General features: G+C 50.2%; 11 protein-coding genes, 11 tRNA genes and 1 rRNA gene. All 23 read left to right on the forward strand.

Translation table 11 applies throughout. From position 1 onward, the window contains the following. The first annotated feature begins 10 nt into the window (after positions 1 to 10). Positions 11 to 127: ribosomal RNA gene (gene rrf / locus K7P76_RS28270) — 5S ribosomal RNA — on the forward strand. Between the two features lie 41 nt (positions 128 to 168). After that, positions 169 to 244 (forward strand) — tRNA-Thr (locus K7P76_RS28275). A gap of 17 nt (positions 245 to 261) precedes the next feature. Beyond that, positions 262 to 336: transfer RNA gene (locus K7P76_RS28280), tRNA-Glu, on the forward strand. A 7-nt stretch (positions 337 to 343) separates the two neighbouring features. Further along, positions 344 to 419, forward strand: a tRNA-Val gene (locus tag K7P76_RS28285). A gap of 24 nt (positions 420 to 443) precedes the next feature. Beyond that, positions 444 to 517, forward strand: a tRNA-Gln gene (locus K7P76_RS28290). A gap of 6 nt (positions 518 to 523) precedes the next feature. After that, a tRNA-Lys gene (locus K7P76_RS28295) sits at positions 524 to 599 on the forward strand. A 29-nt stretch (positions 600 to 628) separates the two neighbouring features. Then, positions 629 to 711 (forward strand) — tRNA-Leu (locus tag K7P76_RS28300). Between the two features lie 16 nt (positions 712 to 727). After that, positions 728 to 802, forward strand: a tRNA-Gly gene (locus K7P76_RS28305). A 5-nt stretch (positions 803 to 807) separates the two neighbouring features. Continuing rightward, positions 808 to 884, forward strand: a tRNA-Arg gene (locus K7P76_RS28310). Between the two features lie 26 nt (positions 885 to 910). Then, positions 911 to 987, forward strand: a tRNA-Pro gene (locus tag K7P76_RS28315). Positions 988 to 1,001: 14 nt separating this feature from the next. Further along, positions 1,002 to 1,075 (forward strand) — tRNA-Gly (locus K7P76_RS28320). 63 nt (positions 1,076 to 1,138) lie between these two features. Further along, a tRNA-Pro gene (locus K7P76_RS28325) sits at positions 1,139 to 1,215 on the forward strand. A gap of 265 nt (positions 1,216 to 1,480) precedes the next feature. Next, a complete protein-coding gene (gene ppc / locus K7P76_RS28330; RefSeq protein ID WP_232189434.1) occupies positions 1,481 to 4,276 on the forward strand; it encodes a phosphoenolpyruvate carboxylase in 2,796 nt (931 codons plus the stop codon). A gap of 76 nt (positions 4,277 to 4,352) precedes the next feature. Then, positions 4,353 to 5,273, forward strand: coding sequence for an EamA family transporter (locus K7P76_RS28335; RefSeq protein WP_232189435.1), 921 nt, complete (start codon positions 4,353 to 4,355; stop codon positions 5,271 to 5,273). A 9-nt stretch (positions 5,274 to 5,282) separates the two neighbouring features. Further along, positions 5,283 to 5,849: an RNA polymerase sigma factor SigW gene (gene sigW / locus K7P76_RS28340; protein ID WP_232189436.1), complete on the forward strand. Its 567-nt coding sequence runs from the start codon at positions 5,283 to 5,285 to the stop codon at positions 5,847 to 5,849. Between the two features lie 97 nt (positions 5,850 to 5,946). After that, entirely contained in the window at positions 5,947 to 6,561 is a 615-nt protein-coding gene (locus tag K7P76_RS28345) for a zf-HC2 domain-containing protein (RefSeq protein ID WP_232189437.1), read from the forward strand. Positions 6,562 to 6,761: 200 nt separating this feature from the next. Next, the gene (cdaA, locus tag K7P76_RS28350; RefSeq protein ID WP_232189438.1) at positions 6,762 to 7,595 is read left to right on the forward strand and encodes a diadenylate cyclase CdaA; all 834 of its coding nucleotides are present in this window, start codon (positions 6,762 to 6,764) and stop codon (positions 7,593 to 7,595) included. Further along, the gene (locus tag K7P76_RS28355; RefSeq protein ID WP_232189439.1) at positions 7,588 to 8,925 is read left to right on the forward strand and encodes a CdaR family protein; all 1,338 of its coding nucleotides are present in this window, start codon (positions 7,588 to 7,590) and stop codon (positions 8,923 to 8,925) included. The genes cdaA and K7P76_RS28355 overlap by 8 nt, the downstream gene beginning before the upstream one ends. Positions 8,926 to 8,999: 74 nt before the next feature. Then, positions 9,000 to 10,340 carry a phosphoglucosamine mutase gene (gene glmM / locus K7P76_RS28360; protein WP_232189440.1) on the forward strand — a complete coding sequence of 447 codons (1,341 nt, stop codon included), beginning with the start codon at positions 9,000 to 9,002 and terminating at the stop codon, positions 10,338 to 10,340. A 206-nt stretch (positions 10,341 to 10,546) separates the two neighbouring features. Continuing rightward, on the forward strand, positions 10,547 to 10,765 hold the full coding sequence (locus K7P76_RS28365; RefSeq protein WP_232189441.1) for a hypothetical protein: 219 nt from the start codon (positions 10,547 to 10,549) through the stop codon (positions 10,763 to 10,765). A 176-nt stretch (positions 10,766 to 10,941) separates the two neighbouring features. Then, entirely contained in the window at positions 10,942 to 12,774 is a 1,833-nt protein-coding gene (gene glmS / locus K7P76_RS28370; RefSeq protein WP_232189442.1) for a glutamine--fructose-6-phosphate transaminase (isomerizing), read from the forward strand. A 230-nt stretch (positions 12,775 to 13,004) separates the two neighbouring features. Further along, positions 13,005 to 13,175: a helix-turn-helix domain-containing protein gene (locus tag K7P76_RS33805; protein WP_373692542.1), complete on the forward strand. Its 171-nt coding sequence runs from the start codon at positions 13,005 to 13,007 to the stop codon at positions 13,173 to 13,175. Positions 13,176 to 14,139: 964 nt separating this feature from the next. Then, entirely contained in the window at positions 14,140 to 16,224 is a 2,085-nt protein-coding gene (locus K7P76_RS28375; RefSeq protein WP_232189443.1) for a glucosidase family protein, read from the forward strand. Positions 16,225 to 16,309 lie beyond the last annotated feature (85 nt).

Raw genomic sequence — 16,309 nt, forward strand, 5'->3', positions numbered from 1 at the left:
GTTGATCTGGTCTGGTAATAATGGCGGAGGGGTTCCACGCGTACCCATCTCGAACACGACCGTTAAGCCCTCCAGCGCCAATGGTACTTGGACCGCAGGGTCCTGGGAGAGTAGGACGTTGCCAGGCTGGATTAATTGTATGTCTGCTGTGATAGGTATAGGGGCCATGCTCTCATAGCTCAGTAGGTAGAGTGCATCCATGGTAAGGATGAGGTCACCGGTTCGATCCCGGTTGAGAGCTCCACTTCCTAACCCATTCACGGCCCCTTGGTCAAGCGGTTAAGACACCTCCCTTTCACGGAGGTAACAGGGGTTCGAATCCCCTAGGGGTCACCAAGTATTCGGAGGCTTAGCTCAGCTGGGAGAGCATCTGCCTTACAAGCAGAGGGTCGGCGGTTCGATCCCGTCAGCCTCCACCATATTCTTTAAGATTGGCTTACCGTTGGGGATTAGCCAAGCGGTAAGGCAACGGACTTTGACTCCGTCATCCAAGGTTCGAATCCTTGATCCCCAGCCATATTTTGAGCCATTAGCTCAGCTGGTAGAGCACCTGACTTTTAATCAGGGTGTCGAAGGTTCGAGTCCTTCATGGCTCACCACCTTCAACGTGGATTACTTTTTATCTCATGCGCGTATGGCGGAATTGGCAGACGCACCAGACTTAGGATCTGGCGGGCGACCGTGGGGGTTCAAGTCCCTCTACGCGCACCATTATTACCACAGGAATGCGGAAATAGCTCAGTGGTAGAGCATCTCGTTGCCAACGAGAAGGTCGCGGGTTCGAGCCCCGTTTTCCGCTCCATATTTGCGCCCTTAGCTCAGCTGGATAGAGCGTTTGACTACGAATCAAAAGGCCGGGAGTTCGAATCTCTCAGGGCGCGCCATTTTTACAAAAGCATACTTGTAATGTCGGGACGTAGCTCAGCTTGGTAGAGCACCTGGTTTGGGACCAGGGGGTCGCATGTTCGAATCGTGTCGTCCCGACCATCTATTTTCTTCATGCGGGTGTAGTTCAATGGTAGAACTTCAGCCTTCCAAGCTGATAGCGTGGGTTCGATTCCCATCACCCGCTCCATAATCATTTTCTTAAGCCTTCTCAAAAGGGCTTTTTTTTAAGAAGTCATAATCTTCATATTGTCGGGACGTAGCTCAGCTTGGTAGAGCACCTGGTTTGGGACCAGGGGGTCGCATGTTCGAATCGTGTCGTCCCGACCATCTCATCCCATATTCGTAATCGGAAGCCTTACTATTGTAGGGCTTTTTTTGTTGAAAACCAAAGATTTCTAAATGGGCGGCTGAATTAAAAGGAGATTTTCGACGATCAATGTAGTATGATAACAGGAAGGGCTTTTTTGTTGAACGATCATATACCTTAAGCCTTATCGGCTTACTTCATCTGATCGCTCGGTACAAATGTTTATCCCCATCTTTAGGATTGGGAAGCCATTTTACTTGAAATGTAGGGTTTGGGGTGAAAGAGATGACGGAATTGGCTGCAAGCCAACGTTCTACGTCCAATCATCTGCTGCGTAGAGATGTGCGCTTTCTAGGTAACATTCTGGGAGAAGTGCTCGTGCATCAGGGTGGTCGGGAATTGCTGGAACAAGTTGAGAAAATTCGCGAGATGAGCAAAGCGTTGCGTGCGGAGTTTTTGCCGGAATTGTACGAAGGATTTATTAACACCATTAAAACCTTGGAGCCTGAAATCAGACACCAGGTCATTCGGGCTTTCGCCATTTATTTTCAATTGGTCAATATTGCCGAGCAAAATCACCGGATTCGTCGTAAACGCGACTATGAACGTTCGACCGGGGAAGCTGTGCAGCCAGGCTCTATCGAGAGCGTGGTGCAAAGCCTTAAGGAAAAGAAGCTGTCCGCTGATGAAGTTCGGGACATGCTTTCCGATATTTCCCTTGAGCTTGTAATGACGGCCCATCCAACGGAAGCAACGCGGCGTGACGTACTCGACATTCATAAACGGATTGCGGACGAGGTTATGGAATTGGATAATCCGTCGCTTACTTACCGTGAACGGGAAAAGCTTCGCGAGAAGCTGCTAAACGAAGTGTTAACCCTGTGGCAGACCGATGAGCTGCGCGACCGCAAGCCTACCGTTATCGATGAAGTTCGCAACGGGATGTATTTTTTCCATGAAACGTTGTTTGAAGTTCTTCCTGACGTATACGAGGAGCTTGAGCGCTGCCTGCAGAAGTTCTATCCGCAACAACAACAGTGGCATGTGCCCACTTATTTGCGTTTCGGATCTTGGATTGGCGGGGACCGCGACGGTAACCCATCCGTAACAGCTGACGTTACTTGGATAACGCTCAATATGCAGCGTAACCTCGTTATCTATAAGTATGAGAATATCATTCGCGCGCTAAGTCGCCAGATGAGCTTCAGCACGACAATCGTAGAAGTAACGAATGAACTTCTCGATTCCATACGCGAGGATAACGCCAATGTGGAACTGCGAACGGTGGAGCCTTGGACGAATGAGAAGGAACCTTATCGCATTAAGTTAAGATACATGCTGCAGAAGCTGCAGAACATGAGGGAAGACAAGTACAAGGGAACGAAGCAACGTTACCATACGGTAGCGGATCTAATAGCGGACATCGAGCTTATCGACCGCAGCTTGCGTCATCACTTTGCGGATTTCGTGGCGAATTCCCATTTGAAGAAATTTATCCGCCAAGTGGAGTTGTTCGGTTTCCATCTCGCGGCCTTGGATGTGCGTCAGCATAGCAAAGAGCACGAGAATGCGATGACGGAGTTGCTTGCGAAAGCAGGAGTATCGGATAACTATGCAGCGCTGGCTGAACAAGAGAAAATCGAGCTATTGCACGGTTTGCTTGGAAATGGGAAGCAGCTGCTCAATGAATCAATAGTGCTAAGCGACTCCAGCAAGGAGTGCTTGGATGTATACCATACGATTTATAAGGCGCAACAGGAATTTGGAACAGGCTGTATCACGAGTTACTTGATCAGCATGACGCAAGGAGCGAGCGATCTTCTAGAGGTCATGGTGTTCGCCAAGGAAGCAGGTTTGTTCCGTCGCAATGAAGACGGTACGATCACGAGCACGCTTCAGGCTGCGCCGCTATTCGAGACGATCGATGACTTACACGAAGCGCCAGCCATTATGGAAACCTTGTTTAACCTGCCGATCTACCGTGAATGCCTATCCGCTATGGGCGACTTGCACGAGATTATGCTCGGTTATTCCGACAGCAATAAAGACGGCGGAATGGTTACGGCCAACTGGGAACTGCGCGTAGCCCTTAATGACCTGACGCGGACAGCCAAAGCGCATAACGTACGCTTGAAATTTTTCCATGGCCGCGGAGGAGCGCTCGGTCGGGGCGGAATGCCGCTTAACCGCAGCATCCTCGCGCAGCCGCCGCACACGATCGGTGGGGGAATCAAGATAACCGAGCAAGGGGAAGTGTTGTCCTCCCGTTACTCGATGAAGGGGATCGCTTATCGAAGCTTAGAGCAGGCGACGGGTGCATTAATAACGGGAGCTTACTTATCGCGCAATCCTGCTCAAGAACAATCGATCGAGACTCAATGGGAAGGCATCATGCGCGGAATTTCCGTCGATGCGCAAACCAAATATCAGGATTTGATTTTCCGCGATCCGGACTTCATGACGTTCTTCAAGGAATCTACGCCGCTTCCGGAAGTCGGCGAGCTGAATATCGGCTCCCGCCCTTCCAAACGCAAAGGAAGCGATCGGTTTGAGGATTTAAGGGCGATTCCATGGGTATTCGCTTGGACGCAAAGCCGTTATTTGCTCCCGGCATGGTATGCGGCGGGAACGGCGTTCAAGTCGTACGTGAACGGGAATGCCGGACGTCTGGAAACCCTTCGCACGATGTATCGCGAATATTCCTTTTTCCGTTCTCTCGTCGATAACCTGCAGATGGCGCTTGGCAAGGCGGATCTCATCATCGCCCGTCAATATGCAGCCATGATTGAGGATGATACGATCAAGGAACGGATTTTCACGCAAATCGAAGAAGAATACGCGACAACGAAAGAGATGATTCTAACGATTACCGGCCAAGAGGACATCCTCGACAATGTTCCGGTTATCCAAGAGTCGATTCGCTTACGCAATCCGTACGTTGATCCTCTAAGCTATATGCAGGTTCAATTGCTAACAGAGTTACGCAGCCTGCGAGCTAACAACGAGGACGACGCGGAGCTGCTGCGCGAAGTGCTTATCACGATTAACGGAATTGCCGCCGGCCTGCGTAATACGGGCTGAGGCAACATTAGAGAGACGAATCGATGGGGGCCCGGGTCGCGACCCGGGTCCTTTTGTACAAGAAAGCAGGTCAACAATGAATAGAACCAACCGCCTGTTAGCGATTGTACTCGTACTTCTGGGTTCCACGAGCTATGGCTTGCTTACGGCAATTTATAAGCTCGCTTTGGCCGACGGTTGGAGCGTGAACCAATTAACCTTAAACCAAGTATTATCGGGTGCGGTTATGCTATGGCTTACTCTAGGAGTCACTCGATTACGAAAGGGAAAGCCTTCTCTTACTGGTACTTGGAGAGCGTGGCTTAAGCTTGCTATCATCGGGATCGTGGGACTGTCGCTGACGACCATATTGTACAATGAAGCATTGGCACGTTTAGACGGTTCTTTAGGGATTGTCTTGCTTTTTCAATTTACGTGGATTACGATTCTGCTAGAAAGCATTCGCAAGCGGAAATGGCCATCACGGCAAGAATGGATAGCTGTCGCTTTCATTGTCGTTGGAACGGTTCTTGCCGTAGGGCTTCTAGAGCAGGATTTCAGCCGAGTGGACGGTTTGGGCGTGCTGTACGGGTTGTTGTCCGCAGTGACTTACAGTTTGTTTTTTTTCCTGACTGGGTTTCTGCCCAGCCAATTGGACCCGATTGCCAAATCGGCAATCATGTCGACCGCTTCACTCGTTTTTGTTATTGTGCTGCAGGTTCCGATGACTTTCGGCGGTGCTATCGAAGGCTCATTGATCGGTTGGGGATTGTTACTCGGATTTCTGGGAACGGCGTTTCCTTTTTTCTGTTTTAATTATGGAATACCCAAGATAGGCAGCGGTTTAGCGGCTTTGCTTGGTTCAATGGAACTGCCGGCAGCAATAATAGGCGTATACGTCCTATTAGGCGAACCTCTATCGGCATGGCAGGCGGCAGGCAGCGGATTAATTATTGCAGGCATCATGGCGGCGCAGTGGAAAACGACGCACACCGTCACAACCGGCAAAGGAAGGTGAGGAGTAACTTTGAAGCCATTGGAGACGCGTTTGGCACGATTAGCCCTTAAAGGCGATCAGCGTGCTTTCGCGGAGATCGTGGATCTATATAAAGACAAGCTGTATCACCTCGCTTACCGGATGACGGGAAACCGCCAGGAAGCCGAAGATGTCGTACAGGAAGCCTTTCTCAGGGTATATAAGAACTTGGATAGGTATGACGAGAACCAGAAGTTCTCCACTTGGATTTATAGGATCGCAACGAATTTAAGTATAGACCGTCTAAGAAAAAGACGGGCGATTTATTCGCTGGATGCGGAATCGTCGGATCACGAGGGCTTGGACGGATATGCGATGCTTCCTAGCGATGATCGAACGCCGGAAAGCGAACTGCTTCTTTCGGAGACGCAAAGGCTTATACACGAGGCGATCGCGACGTTGCCCGTGAAATACAAATCCGTTATGATCTTACGGTATTTGCAAGACTTATCGCTTCAAGAAATATCCGATGTGCTCGATATGCCGGTTACGACAGTGAAAACCCGAGTCCATCGCGGACGGGAATTTCTGCGCAAGAAGTTGGAGCATAAGCTGTAAGCCTTATAAAAAATTGAAACCGGGCCGCACTGTCACACGTACTGTATATAAGCATCGTTTACGGAGTTTATCTCCGTTAAGGAAAGGGATGGCTGATATGAAGTGTAACGTCGCCGTCGTGTTCATGCATGATTATCTGGATGGAGACTTGGCGCGCGAAGAGGCGAAACAGTTGCAGGAGCATCTGGGTCAATGTCCGTCGTGTTATGCCCGTTATGAATCGTTGGAACGCACCGATGCGTTCGTAAGAACTCTACCTATAGAAAAAGCCCCTGAACATTTAGCCGATCGCATTATGAAGTCGCTGCCTAGTCCGCGGCGTCCGGCTGCTTGGACCTCATGGGTTCGTCGTCATCCGGCGGTATCCGCGGCCGCGATATTCATGGTCGTCATGCTGTCTAGCTTCGTGGCCATGTGGAATCAGGATCAGGAGCTTTCCGTTACGGGCCCGGATTTGGAACATGTCGTCATTGAAGGCAACAAGGTTATCGTTCCTGAAGGCCAGAAGTTTTCCGGCGATTTGACCGTCGTTAACGGAGACGTACAGGTGCTTGGCGACCTGGATGGGAATTTGACAGTCATTGATGGCAACGTTTCTCCATTGGCTTCTACCGCCCATATTGCGGGCGAGATCAAGACGATCGACAGAGCTGTCGATTGGATGTGGTATAAGGTTAGCTCTTGGTTCGGAACGCTGGCTTACGGGTCCTGATAGGGTTCGACAATTTTCGGGACACCTCTCGTGCGTGCCGAATCGAGTAAATGAACCTCTCTGGGTCAAAGAGAGGTTTTTTTTGCGTAAAAGACAGGATTTCTTGGCAAGAGTAGAGAAAGATATTAAGATAGAAACTACGTACAATTCCGACAATATTCGTCGCAACTAATCCAGCGCCGGGACGGGGGGGTCGCGTCTTGGACTATTTTGCCGGGCTGACACTTAAGAATTCCATTAAAGATATCGTCGATGTGCTTATCGTGAGCTACATCATTTACAGATTAATCATCATGGTACGGGGCACTCGGGCAGTTCAATTGCTCCGGGGTATCTTCCTGCTTGTTATTACATGGGCTTTGAGCACTTGGCTTAACTTGTACACGCTGAAGTGGCTCATGAACCAGATGTTCACCTTCGGCGTAGTTACGGTTCTGATTATTTTCCAACCGGAGCTTAGAAGGGCTCTGGAGCAGTTAGGACGAGGGAAGCTGTTTACGCGTTCCTCGCCGGAAGAGCAGGATGTAAGCCATCAGATCAATGAGGTCATTAAGTCTGTTAATTATTTAGCGCGTCGAAAAATCGGGGCGTTAATTGTGTTTGAGCGTTATACCGGGCTAAACGATTACATCGAATCGGGTATTAAGATGGAGTCCAAGCTTAGCTCGGAGCTACTCAGCAACGTATTTATACCTAACACCCCGCTGCATGACGGGGCGGTGATTATCCGGGGTAATCAGATCATGGCTGCAGGCTGTTACTTGCCGTTATCGGAGAACCCTTTTATCAGCAAAGAGTTGGGGACTCGCCATCGGGCGGCTATCGGCGTCACTGAAGTATGCGATGCGATTTCGGTAGTCGTCTCTGAAGAAACGGGACAAGTATCGCTGGCTATTAACGGTCAAATCGTGCGCGATATTAAGGAAGAGTCGCTTATTTCCAAGTTGTTCGAGGAATTGCGTCCGCAATTCAAAGCGAAGGCCACGGAGTGGAAAGCTTTCTGGAAGCGGAAAGAAGGTGGCAGCCGTGGATAAATGGTTAAATCACCCGACTGCCGCGAAGTTAGTTGCGCTCGCACTCGGCATTCTCATGTGGGCGGTCGTGCACTTTGATCCTGCTGAATCGTCGCCTAACAACGTAGCTTCCTTGCTCGAAACAAGGGTGATCGATGCCGTCAACATTCAGCCTTACGGACTGGACGAGAGAAACTACGTTCTGCTCGGCATGGAGCCGAAGACGGTTAAGCTTAAAGTAAGAGGGACCCGAAGCGATCTGCTCGCCGCCGCAACCAAAGACTATCGTATTCAAGTGGATTTGCGAACAGTGGGCGAAGGGAAGCATACACTGAATTTAGATGAGAACTTGCCGCGTGGCATTCAGTTGGTGGAGATGACTCCAGCAACGGTAACGGTTGAAATCGAGGCGCTGCAGATCAAGGAGTTCGAAGTCGATATTCGTACGGAGGGCAATCCGGCCAAAGGTTATAAAGTCGGTACGCCGATCATTAAACCGAGCAACCGCGTTCATGTTACTTTGCCTAAGAACGAATTGGCCAAGGTCGAGCGAGTGGGCGCAACGATTTCCATCGACGGGGATAAGCAAACACTCAAGAGTCAAAGCGTTAAACTTGCAGTCTACGATAATAAAGGAAATATCATCGAGAACGCGATTATCGACCCTGCCGTCGTAGAGGTGGAAGTCCCGATCACGAATCCGTTCAAAACCGTTCCATTGCAGTTCAAGCTAATGGGGCATATGCCGACCGGACTAAGCATCGCGTCCTTTAAGGCGGATGTTGAACAAGTGACGGTGTACGGTCCGCAGGAAGCGCTGGATAAGATTGAGTTTATCGAAGTCGACGTTCAATTGGATGATCTTAAAAATTCCGGGAAAGTGTCGATACCGCTCAAAATCGTTGCGCCGATCATTGAAATTTCGCCGAAGCAAATTGATATTAATATCGAAGTGTTGTTGTCGGGAACGAGGTCGCTTGAGGGATTGCCGATCACTTGGAGCGGGCTTGGCGATGGATTGACCGTGAAAATAATCGATCCATCAACAGGCAAGGCGGATATTACGATCAAAGGGGCACCCGCGATATTGGATCGGCTGAAGCCGGGCGATGTGGGAGTGGTTGTTGATCTCAGCGGCAGGGGGCCTGGCACTTATACGGTACCGCTCGTCGTTAATCTGGAGCGCTTCATGGAACAAGCCGGGGGAACGAGCAGCGTTACCGTCGAGATTACGGCAGATGTTCCGGCGAGTGCCGTTCCCGAGGGGGATGGCGCTGGGGCTGGGGCTGGGGCCGGGGCCGGAGGTGTCGTCGATGATTCAGGCGACGGGCAAGCTCCACCACCACAATAAGAATGTTATGAATGCTATACTATGCTATCGATCAAGATCGAGGAAGCACAGGATGAAGGAGCAGGAAGTTACCTATGGGAAAATATTTCGGAACAGACGGCGTGCGAGGAATCGCTAATCAGGAGTTAACGCCGGAATTGGCTTACAAAATCGGTCGTTGCGGCGGCGTAGTGTTGGCTGGGCGCTCGGAGCGACCGAAGGTTCTGATAGGCTGCGATACTCGGATATCCGGGCCAATGCTGGAAAGCGCATTGACGGCAGGCCTTTTATCCATCGGAGCCGATGTCGTTCGTCTTGGCGTCGTAAGTACGCCTGCGGTTGCCTACCTAACTCGGATTTGGGGCGCGGATGCCGGGGTCATGATATCCGCATCGCACAATCCGGTTGAAGATAACGGGATTAAATTTTTCGGCGGGGATGGATTTAAGCTTCTGGACGAGACGGAGGCGGAAATTGAACGTTTGATGGATGCACCGAAAGATACGCTTCCTCGCCCGGTCGGCGGGGGCATCGGATCCGTCACGACGAACTATGGGGCGAAAACTCAGTATATTGAATATTTGAAGACGACGGTCGAGAACTCTTTCGCCGGCGTTAAATTGGTATTGGACTGCGCGCACGGTTCGGCCTATGAGTTGGCCCCGGAAGTGTTTCGCGCGCTTGGAGCCGAGGTCATCGCTTATGGAGCGGAGCCGAATGGATTGAACATCAACGAAGGTGTCGGCTCGACGCATCCGGAGATGCTTGCTGCGAAAGTGAAGGAGCATGGGGCGGATCTTGGACTTGCCTTCGATGGAGACGCGGATCGGTTGATCGCGATCGACGAGAACGGCGAGGAAGTGGATGGCGACTTTATTCTTTGTATTTGCGGGGATGCGTTGAGGCGCTCCGGGCGGTTAGCGCACGATACGGTTGTGACTACCGTAATGGCCAACATTGGGTTCTTCAAGGCTGCGGAGAAGCTAGGCTTGCGGACGGCAAAGACGGCTGTCGGCGATCGTTACGTGATGGAAGAGATGGTCAATGGCGGATACAATCTGGGCGGGGAACAGTCCGGACACGTCATTTTCCTTGATCATAGCACGACAGGCGATGGAATATTGACAGGCTTGCAGTTAGTGGACACCGTGGTCGGTTCCGGGCGTAAGCTTGGCGAACTGAAGCGAATGATGCGCAAATACCCGCAGGTATTGGTGAATGTGCGCGTAGCGGATAAATCGCGTTATCCAGGCAATGTGGCAATCGCGGAGGCGGTAGCTACGGCGGAAGAAGCGTTAGGCGACAATGGGCGCGTATTGGTGCGGCCTTCGGGCACGGAAGCGTTGATCCGCGTTATGGCCGAAGGGCCGGAGCGGGAAGAGATCGAGCGTCACGTGGCGGCGATTGTCGAAGTCGTTCGCTCTGAATTGGTTTAAGCAGAGAATGGGGAGTGCCGTCGGGACGGGAAAGACCGTCGTTGCGGCGCTTTTTTTTGCGAATATTGTCATTTCCGAGGAAATAATCCCGTAATGGTTGCAAGCCATTTTCAAAACGAATAAGATAAGGTATAGATTCTGGAATGGAAGGGCAGGGTAGAGGGGAAAAGGCAAGAAAAGCGCCAGAACTTGTCGAAGCATAGGGTATGATCGAAGGGCGAGGATCAGGAACGGGAAAGCTGATCCGAGCGGAAAACTTCGATGGTGTTGCTTGTGCGGGCGGCAAGTTGACGAGGTGGAGGTGTTCGGAATATTCGGCGGGGACCTCCCGGCTTATCATCGAAGTCGACAATCGGAACACAAACCGCTTGGGCAACCGGGCGTACAAAATTCCGATAACGGTGAATACGGATGTTTTGAAGTGAGATACCATTTAGAGATGTCCGACGACGACCTGTAACCGGTCGCGTGGGCGGGCATGTCGTGGGATGTTGGGGGAGAGCGGAAACCCCTTATTTGATTACGGCTGTGACGCTTGTTCGGCTTGGTTGCGGGCTCTCGGAGTTAATCATGAGAACCCAAAACGGAGGCTTATATAAATATGTGCGGAATCGTTGGATATATCGGGTTTAGAGAGTCGCAGCCCATATTGTTGGAAGGGCTTAAGAAGCTGGAATACCGCGGGTATGACTCGGCGGGCATTGCCGTCTATACGGAGCACGGCTTGGAAGTAACGAAAACAGTCGGCCGGTTGGTTAATTTGGAAAATAGGCTGAGCGGGGATCCTCTGCGCGGGACGGTCGGAATCGGGCATACACGTTGGGCTACCCACGGCAAACCGTCGGACGTCAACTCCCATCCGCATACGGACAATTCGTTGAAATTTTCCGTCGTGCACAACGGGATTATCGAGAACTACCTGGAGCTCAAGGAAGAGCTTATGCACCAAGGGCATCGCTTCTTGTCGGAGACGGATACGGAAGTGATCTCACATCTGATCTCTGTCGAATATGACGGGGATATTGTCAGGGCCGTTCAGCGCGCGGTTAAGAAAATGCGCGGAGCGTTCGCGCTTGGCGTGTTGACGGAGTATGAGCCGGATCGTTTGGTGGCGGTACGTTATGCGAGCCCGCTCATAATCGGAGTCGGCGACGGGGAGAAGTATATCGCGTCGGACATCCCGGCTATCCTCGAGCATACGCGAGATATTTACATCCTTAACGATGGGGAAATGGCAGTATTGACGCGGGACGGCGTTGAGTTGCTGACGATTGAAGGCAACTTTATTACTAAGGAAATTTTCCATGTCGATTGGGATTTGATGACTGCGGAAAAGGGCGGTTACGACCACTTTATGCTCAAGGAAGTTCATGAGCAGCCGAAAGCTTACCGTGATACGATGCTAGGCCGGATCAGCGAAGACGGACGTTCCGTAGCGTTGCCGGAGCTTAAGATTACTGCGGAGCAATTGCGGGGGGTCAACCGCGTTCATATCGTGGCGTGCGGGACTGCTTTGCATGCTGGTTTAGTCGGTAAGAATGTCATCGAGAACTTGGTACGTATTCCGGTGGAAACGGATGTAGCGTCGGAGTATCGCTATCGTTCGCCGATCATTACGCCGGAAACATTAGTTATCGTCGTAAGCCAATCAGGGGAAACGGCGGATACTCTGGCGGCGCTTCGTGAAGCACAACGCTGCGGTGCCTGGGTGCTGGCAATCACCAACGTGGTAGGCAGCTCCGTTGCCCGTGAAGCCGATGATGTGATCATCACGCTGGCTGGACCGGAGATTGCGGTGGCTTCCACCAAAGCTTACTCTTCGCAGCTAATTGCTTTCTTCCTGTTCGGCTTGTACTGGGCACAGACTATCGGCTCGCAGGATGATGAGACAGTCGCTCATGTGCTCTCCGCGATGCAGTCTTTGCCGGAGCAGGTGGAACACATTCTTGCTCAATCCGAAGTGATCAAGGAAGTTGCGGAGTCGATCTCTCATCATAGCAGCTTGTTCTTTATCGGCAGGGGTATCGATTACGCGGTTGCGATGGAAGGTTCATTGAAGTTGAAGGAGATTTCGTATATCCACTCCGAGGCGTATGCCGCGGGTGAGTTGAAGCACGGTACGCTGGCATTGATCGAGGAAGGAACTCCGGTCATCGCGCTCCTCACGCAAGAGGACCTCTACGAGAAAATGCTTAGCAACATTAAAGAAACGAAAGCTCGCGGAGCCGACGTTCTTGGCATTATCAACGAAGGGCATGAGGTTGAAGTCGCGAAGTCGGTCGATCGCCAGTTTGCGATCCCGCGGACTTTGCCGCTGCTGACTCCGGCTTTGTCCGTGGTGCCGCTGCAACTGCTATCGTACTATGCCTCGTTAGCGCTTGGGCATGACGTGGATAAGCCAAGGAATCTGGCTAAGAGCGTTACTGTGGAGTAGGTTGGCGTCGGCTATTTCTGTAGTTGTTCAGTGACATTAAAGATAGTGCCTAGACATTATAGTTGGTGTCTTTACAACAAAGTCAGTTCCTTTACATTAGAGTTGGTTTCTAATGGCTAATTAGTTGAAAAAGCAAATCACCTTGGGTCGTCCTGAAGATTATTATTCAGGACGACCATTTTTATAAGTGAGGTAAACCCATGGAGACAATCGGAGTAAGATAAAAAAAAATACGGAAAAAACACAAAATGAGCCAAGTTGAGTTCTCTGAGAGGATTGGAATATCTCAAGGTAGATTAAGTGAAATTGAACAAGATAAAACGAAACCATTTGCGGATACATTAATTCAGCTCAGAAAGCATTTTCAGATTGATCTGAATTGGCTTTTACATATTGATTGAAGGATCATGCAAAATAAAACAGTCCAGACAATGGATTCTTTTTTCTATGACTTATCTTTTTCTGAGGTGATGTGATGTTTATACCGGCAAAGACCCTTAAAAGACAGTATCACATAAAAGGGCGCTTTATCGTATCGGATACAATAATGAGGTTAATGAGGTTAATGAGTCATTATGGGTGGGAATATGTTAGGGTACTTAACCTATCTGATATTCGTAATTCAAATGGTGGCGGACTTTTACGCGATTATAGTGAACGAAGTGATCCTTTTCTAAGTATATTTTCCAATTGTCGAGACGTGGAGCGGATTCAATTTTTGCCGAGTATTGAAAGCAAACATGGAGGTTCACAATGGAAATAAAATCGACTGGAAGAGCACTTGCATGGTTTGCAAGGTCAGCGGTTCGACCCTACTAATCTCCACCATAACAAATCATGATGACCCTTCTATAGTGGAGGGTCTTTTAGTATGTAAAAATTAAAACAGATGAATCTTTGACCCACGCCAAATTCGGTTTTGAAAAGCCACTTTGCAAGTAAACTGGCGCGTCTCCACTAATGAGAACCCCTTGCTCCAAGGCAGGGAGCCTAGGCGAACGGCTTTATCTTCGTCTCCAACCCAACGAACCAGATATCTTCCGGTGTCAGAATAGATTGAAGGATCAACTGGATCGTGTGAATATTTCGGTGCAATAGAGTCGTTGAGATAATAAGTGAGAGCCACGATGTTAATAAAATAGTACCAGCATGTTAATAGAGGGAGCAAGTTTAGCACCTGATAAAGCCCCTTGACCAGGAGATGTAATTCTACGTAGGAGTAGAGGTTATTCTGACCTGTCTCGTGCGGCTTCGCTGCTATACTTATAACGTGGAGATCTGGAAGGCAACGTGCCCATCTTTCAAACTTAAGTTTTTAAATGTTTGTTCACTGGGCTCGAGAAGGAATTAGGGGGCAGAGGATGGATGGTTACACTAAGTGATTTCGCCAGAGATATCAATCGAATAGCGCATAAGAATGATCATGTGCGTGTAGGGAGCGGTAGAGTAGCCTGCGGTTATCTTCCACAATCAGTGACTGGTGTAGGAAGAATCTTCTGTCCGCCAATCTCCGCAGGTGAGCTCGCGTTTAGTCTCCAATTTGAACTGCCGGACAAGGAGATTACCATTAGCGATTCAGCATTGACCGGACATGGTATACCGCGTCAACTGCTTTTGCAAGAAGAAATCTGGCATCCCAGTTTCATTCAGCGGAAGGGTCACTTTCACCATACGGACGCAGAAGGGCAATTGGTCAGCTTTATGCTTGAAACATTGCTTGTTCCCAGTGTGACGGATGATTCAGTGCTGCTGAGGGTTAAGTTGACTAACAGACTTACGTCCCCTCTCAGCGGGAGTGTTCGCATCAACTGGACAAAATGTTGTGCTAAGCTAGCTAAACCATCTGAATGGGCATGGGGCGCACCTTCGGATGAGCTTCAGCTTCAACCGCAAGTGCCTGGATTATATGAAGGCGGAGGGGTTAGGCTGGAAACATTATGGTCTTCCAGCAGCCCGGGCGGGCCTGCTCCAAATGATCGGGAAAGCAAATCTGTTCGCCTGATTGGAGATGGAATGGATTGGAGTTGCGAAGCGGAAGGCGATGTTTCTTTTGTGTTGCAAGTTCGACTCAGTATCCCGAACCATTCATTGACGCATGATGGGCAAAATACAGATTCGAATGCATTGCCCGATAGCCACTGCTTATTCGAGCATGTAGAGTATACCTTGCAATTGCGGGAGCAATCATGGCACGATTTTTGGCGGAGCATGCCTCATCTGGAAGCGGATCATAGCGGCTTGGTAAAGGCCTACAGGCACGCCGCGTTGACGTTGTTTCTGTGTATATGGGACAGTCCGCATTTGGCTGTCAGGCCGCATATTGCGGAGGCGGGATTAAATGGAGGCGCATTGTGCAACTATTTATGGGGCGAGGCCTATGCGTCCAAGCTGCTGGCGCTGTCACTCGGCAGCGATTGGAAACCTACGCTGCGCGCGCATTTAAACATGGGTATCGAAGCTCACTATGCTTTTGAGCCAATCAGCGGTCAAGGGGTAGGCCCTTTTTATAGCTATAATGGGTTCTCGCTTGTGCAGGCGGTGGTGGAATATGTGCGGTGGACGGAAGATGTGTCGCTTCTATCGGAGGTTGATGAGAACGGGGTAGCCTTTGTCGAGCGATTGGCCAATTCACTTGATCGGTTCGAGGCTTGTTTCGAAGAGCCGATACCTGGTCTGCTAGATTTCGGCGACCATCACCACTTATTGGAGATGCGGTCAAAAGGTTATGAGCATATTGTTCCCAGCCCAAATTCCGAGAGAGTCGTTACCTATCAAAGGCTTGCAGAGCTCTTGGAGACTGTCGATGCGCCAAGAGCAGAAATTTATCGGAGAAAGGCGTCGGAAACAACAGCTGCGGTGCAACTGAATTTATGGAACGAGCAGGATGGCTGGATGGATAGCATATATCCCAATGGAACACGCGAACAGGTTTATTCTATACAAATTTTCGATATTATCGATACCGGAATTTTATCATCGGACCAAATCAGACGCATCATATCAAGGCTTAATGAACGAGAGTTTCTTTCGCAATACGGCGTTCACAGCATATCCAAGTCCGATGCGCTTCACTACGATACGGGGGATGTAGATTGGAGCGGGGCAGGGTGTTATGTCGGTGATCCGGCCAATAGTGCGGAAACATTATTCCGTCTTGGCGAGGCTGATCTGGGCTGGGACGTCATGCGACGGTTATTATGGTGGGCAGATGCTTATCCATACTGGCCGCAGAGCATCTGGGCTTCGAAGCCCGCTTACAGTCATTGGGAGCAGCCCATTGATCGGAGTGCGTTTGCATTCGCTCAAGCCGTGGTCTTCGGTATGTGCGGGTTGACCCTGGAGCAGGGCAAGCCGTTGTTCAAACCTCAACTGCCTGATGGAATCGGGCGGATTCACTTAACAAATGTGAAGGTGCATGGACAAATTTTATCCTTTGAAGGTAGTGCTTGAGTATGAGGACTATTCATGTCAAAATACGCACCTGCAAGGATTGGAAATGAGTTGAAATGAGAGACATGATGGATACACCGAAGGG

This window comes from Cohnella silvisoli, assembly GCF_021190915.1.
In the GTDB taxonomy this organism is placed as follows: domain Bacteria; phylum Bacillota; class Bacilli; order Paenibacillales; family Paenibacillaceae; genus Cohnella; species Cohnella silvisoli.

Bases quoted from the DNA above. Each gene is read 5' to 3' on its own strand.
- K7P76_RS28375 (WP_232189443.1), top strand. From the start codon at position 14,140: ATGGTTACACTAAGTGATTTCGCCAGAGATATCAATCGAATAGCGCAT.
- ppc (WP_232189434.1), top strand. From the start codon at position 1,481: ATGACGGAATTGGCTGCAAGCCAACGTTCTACGTCCAATCATCTGCTG.
- glmM (WP_232189440.1), top strand. From the start codon at position 9,000: ATGGGAAAATATTTCGGAACAGACGGCGTGCGAGGAATCGCTAATCAG.
- glmS (WP_232189442.1), top strand. From the start codon at position 10,942: ATGTGCGGAATCGTTGGATATATCGGGTTTAGAGAGTCGCAGCCCATA.
- K7P76_RS28365 (WP_232189441.1), top strand. From the start codon at position 10,547: ATGATCGAAGGGCGAGGATCAGGAACGGGAAAGCTGATCCGAGCGGAA.
- K7P76_RS28345 (WP_232189437.1), top strand. From the start codon at position 5,947: ATGAAGTGTAACGTCGCCGTCGTGTTCATGCATGATTATCTGGATGGA.
- K7P76_RS28335 (WP_232189435.1), top strand. From the start codon at position 4,353: ATGAATAGAACCAACCGCCTGTTAGCGATTGTACTCGTACTTCTGGGT.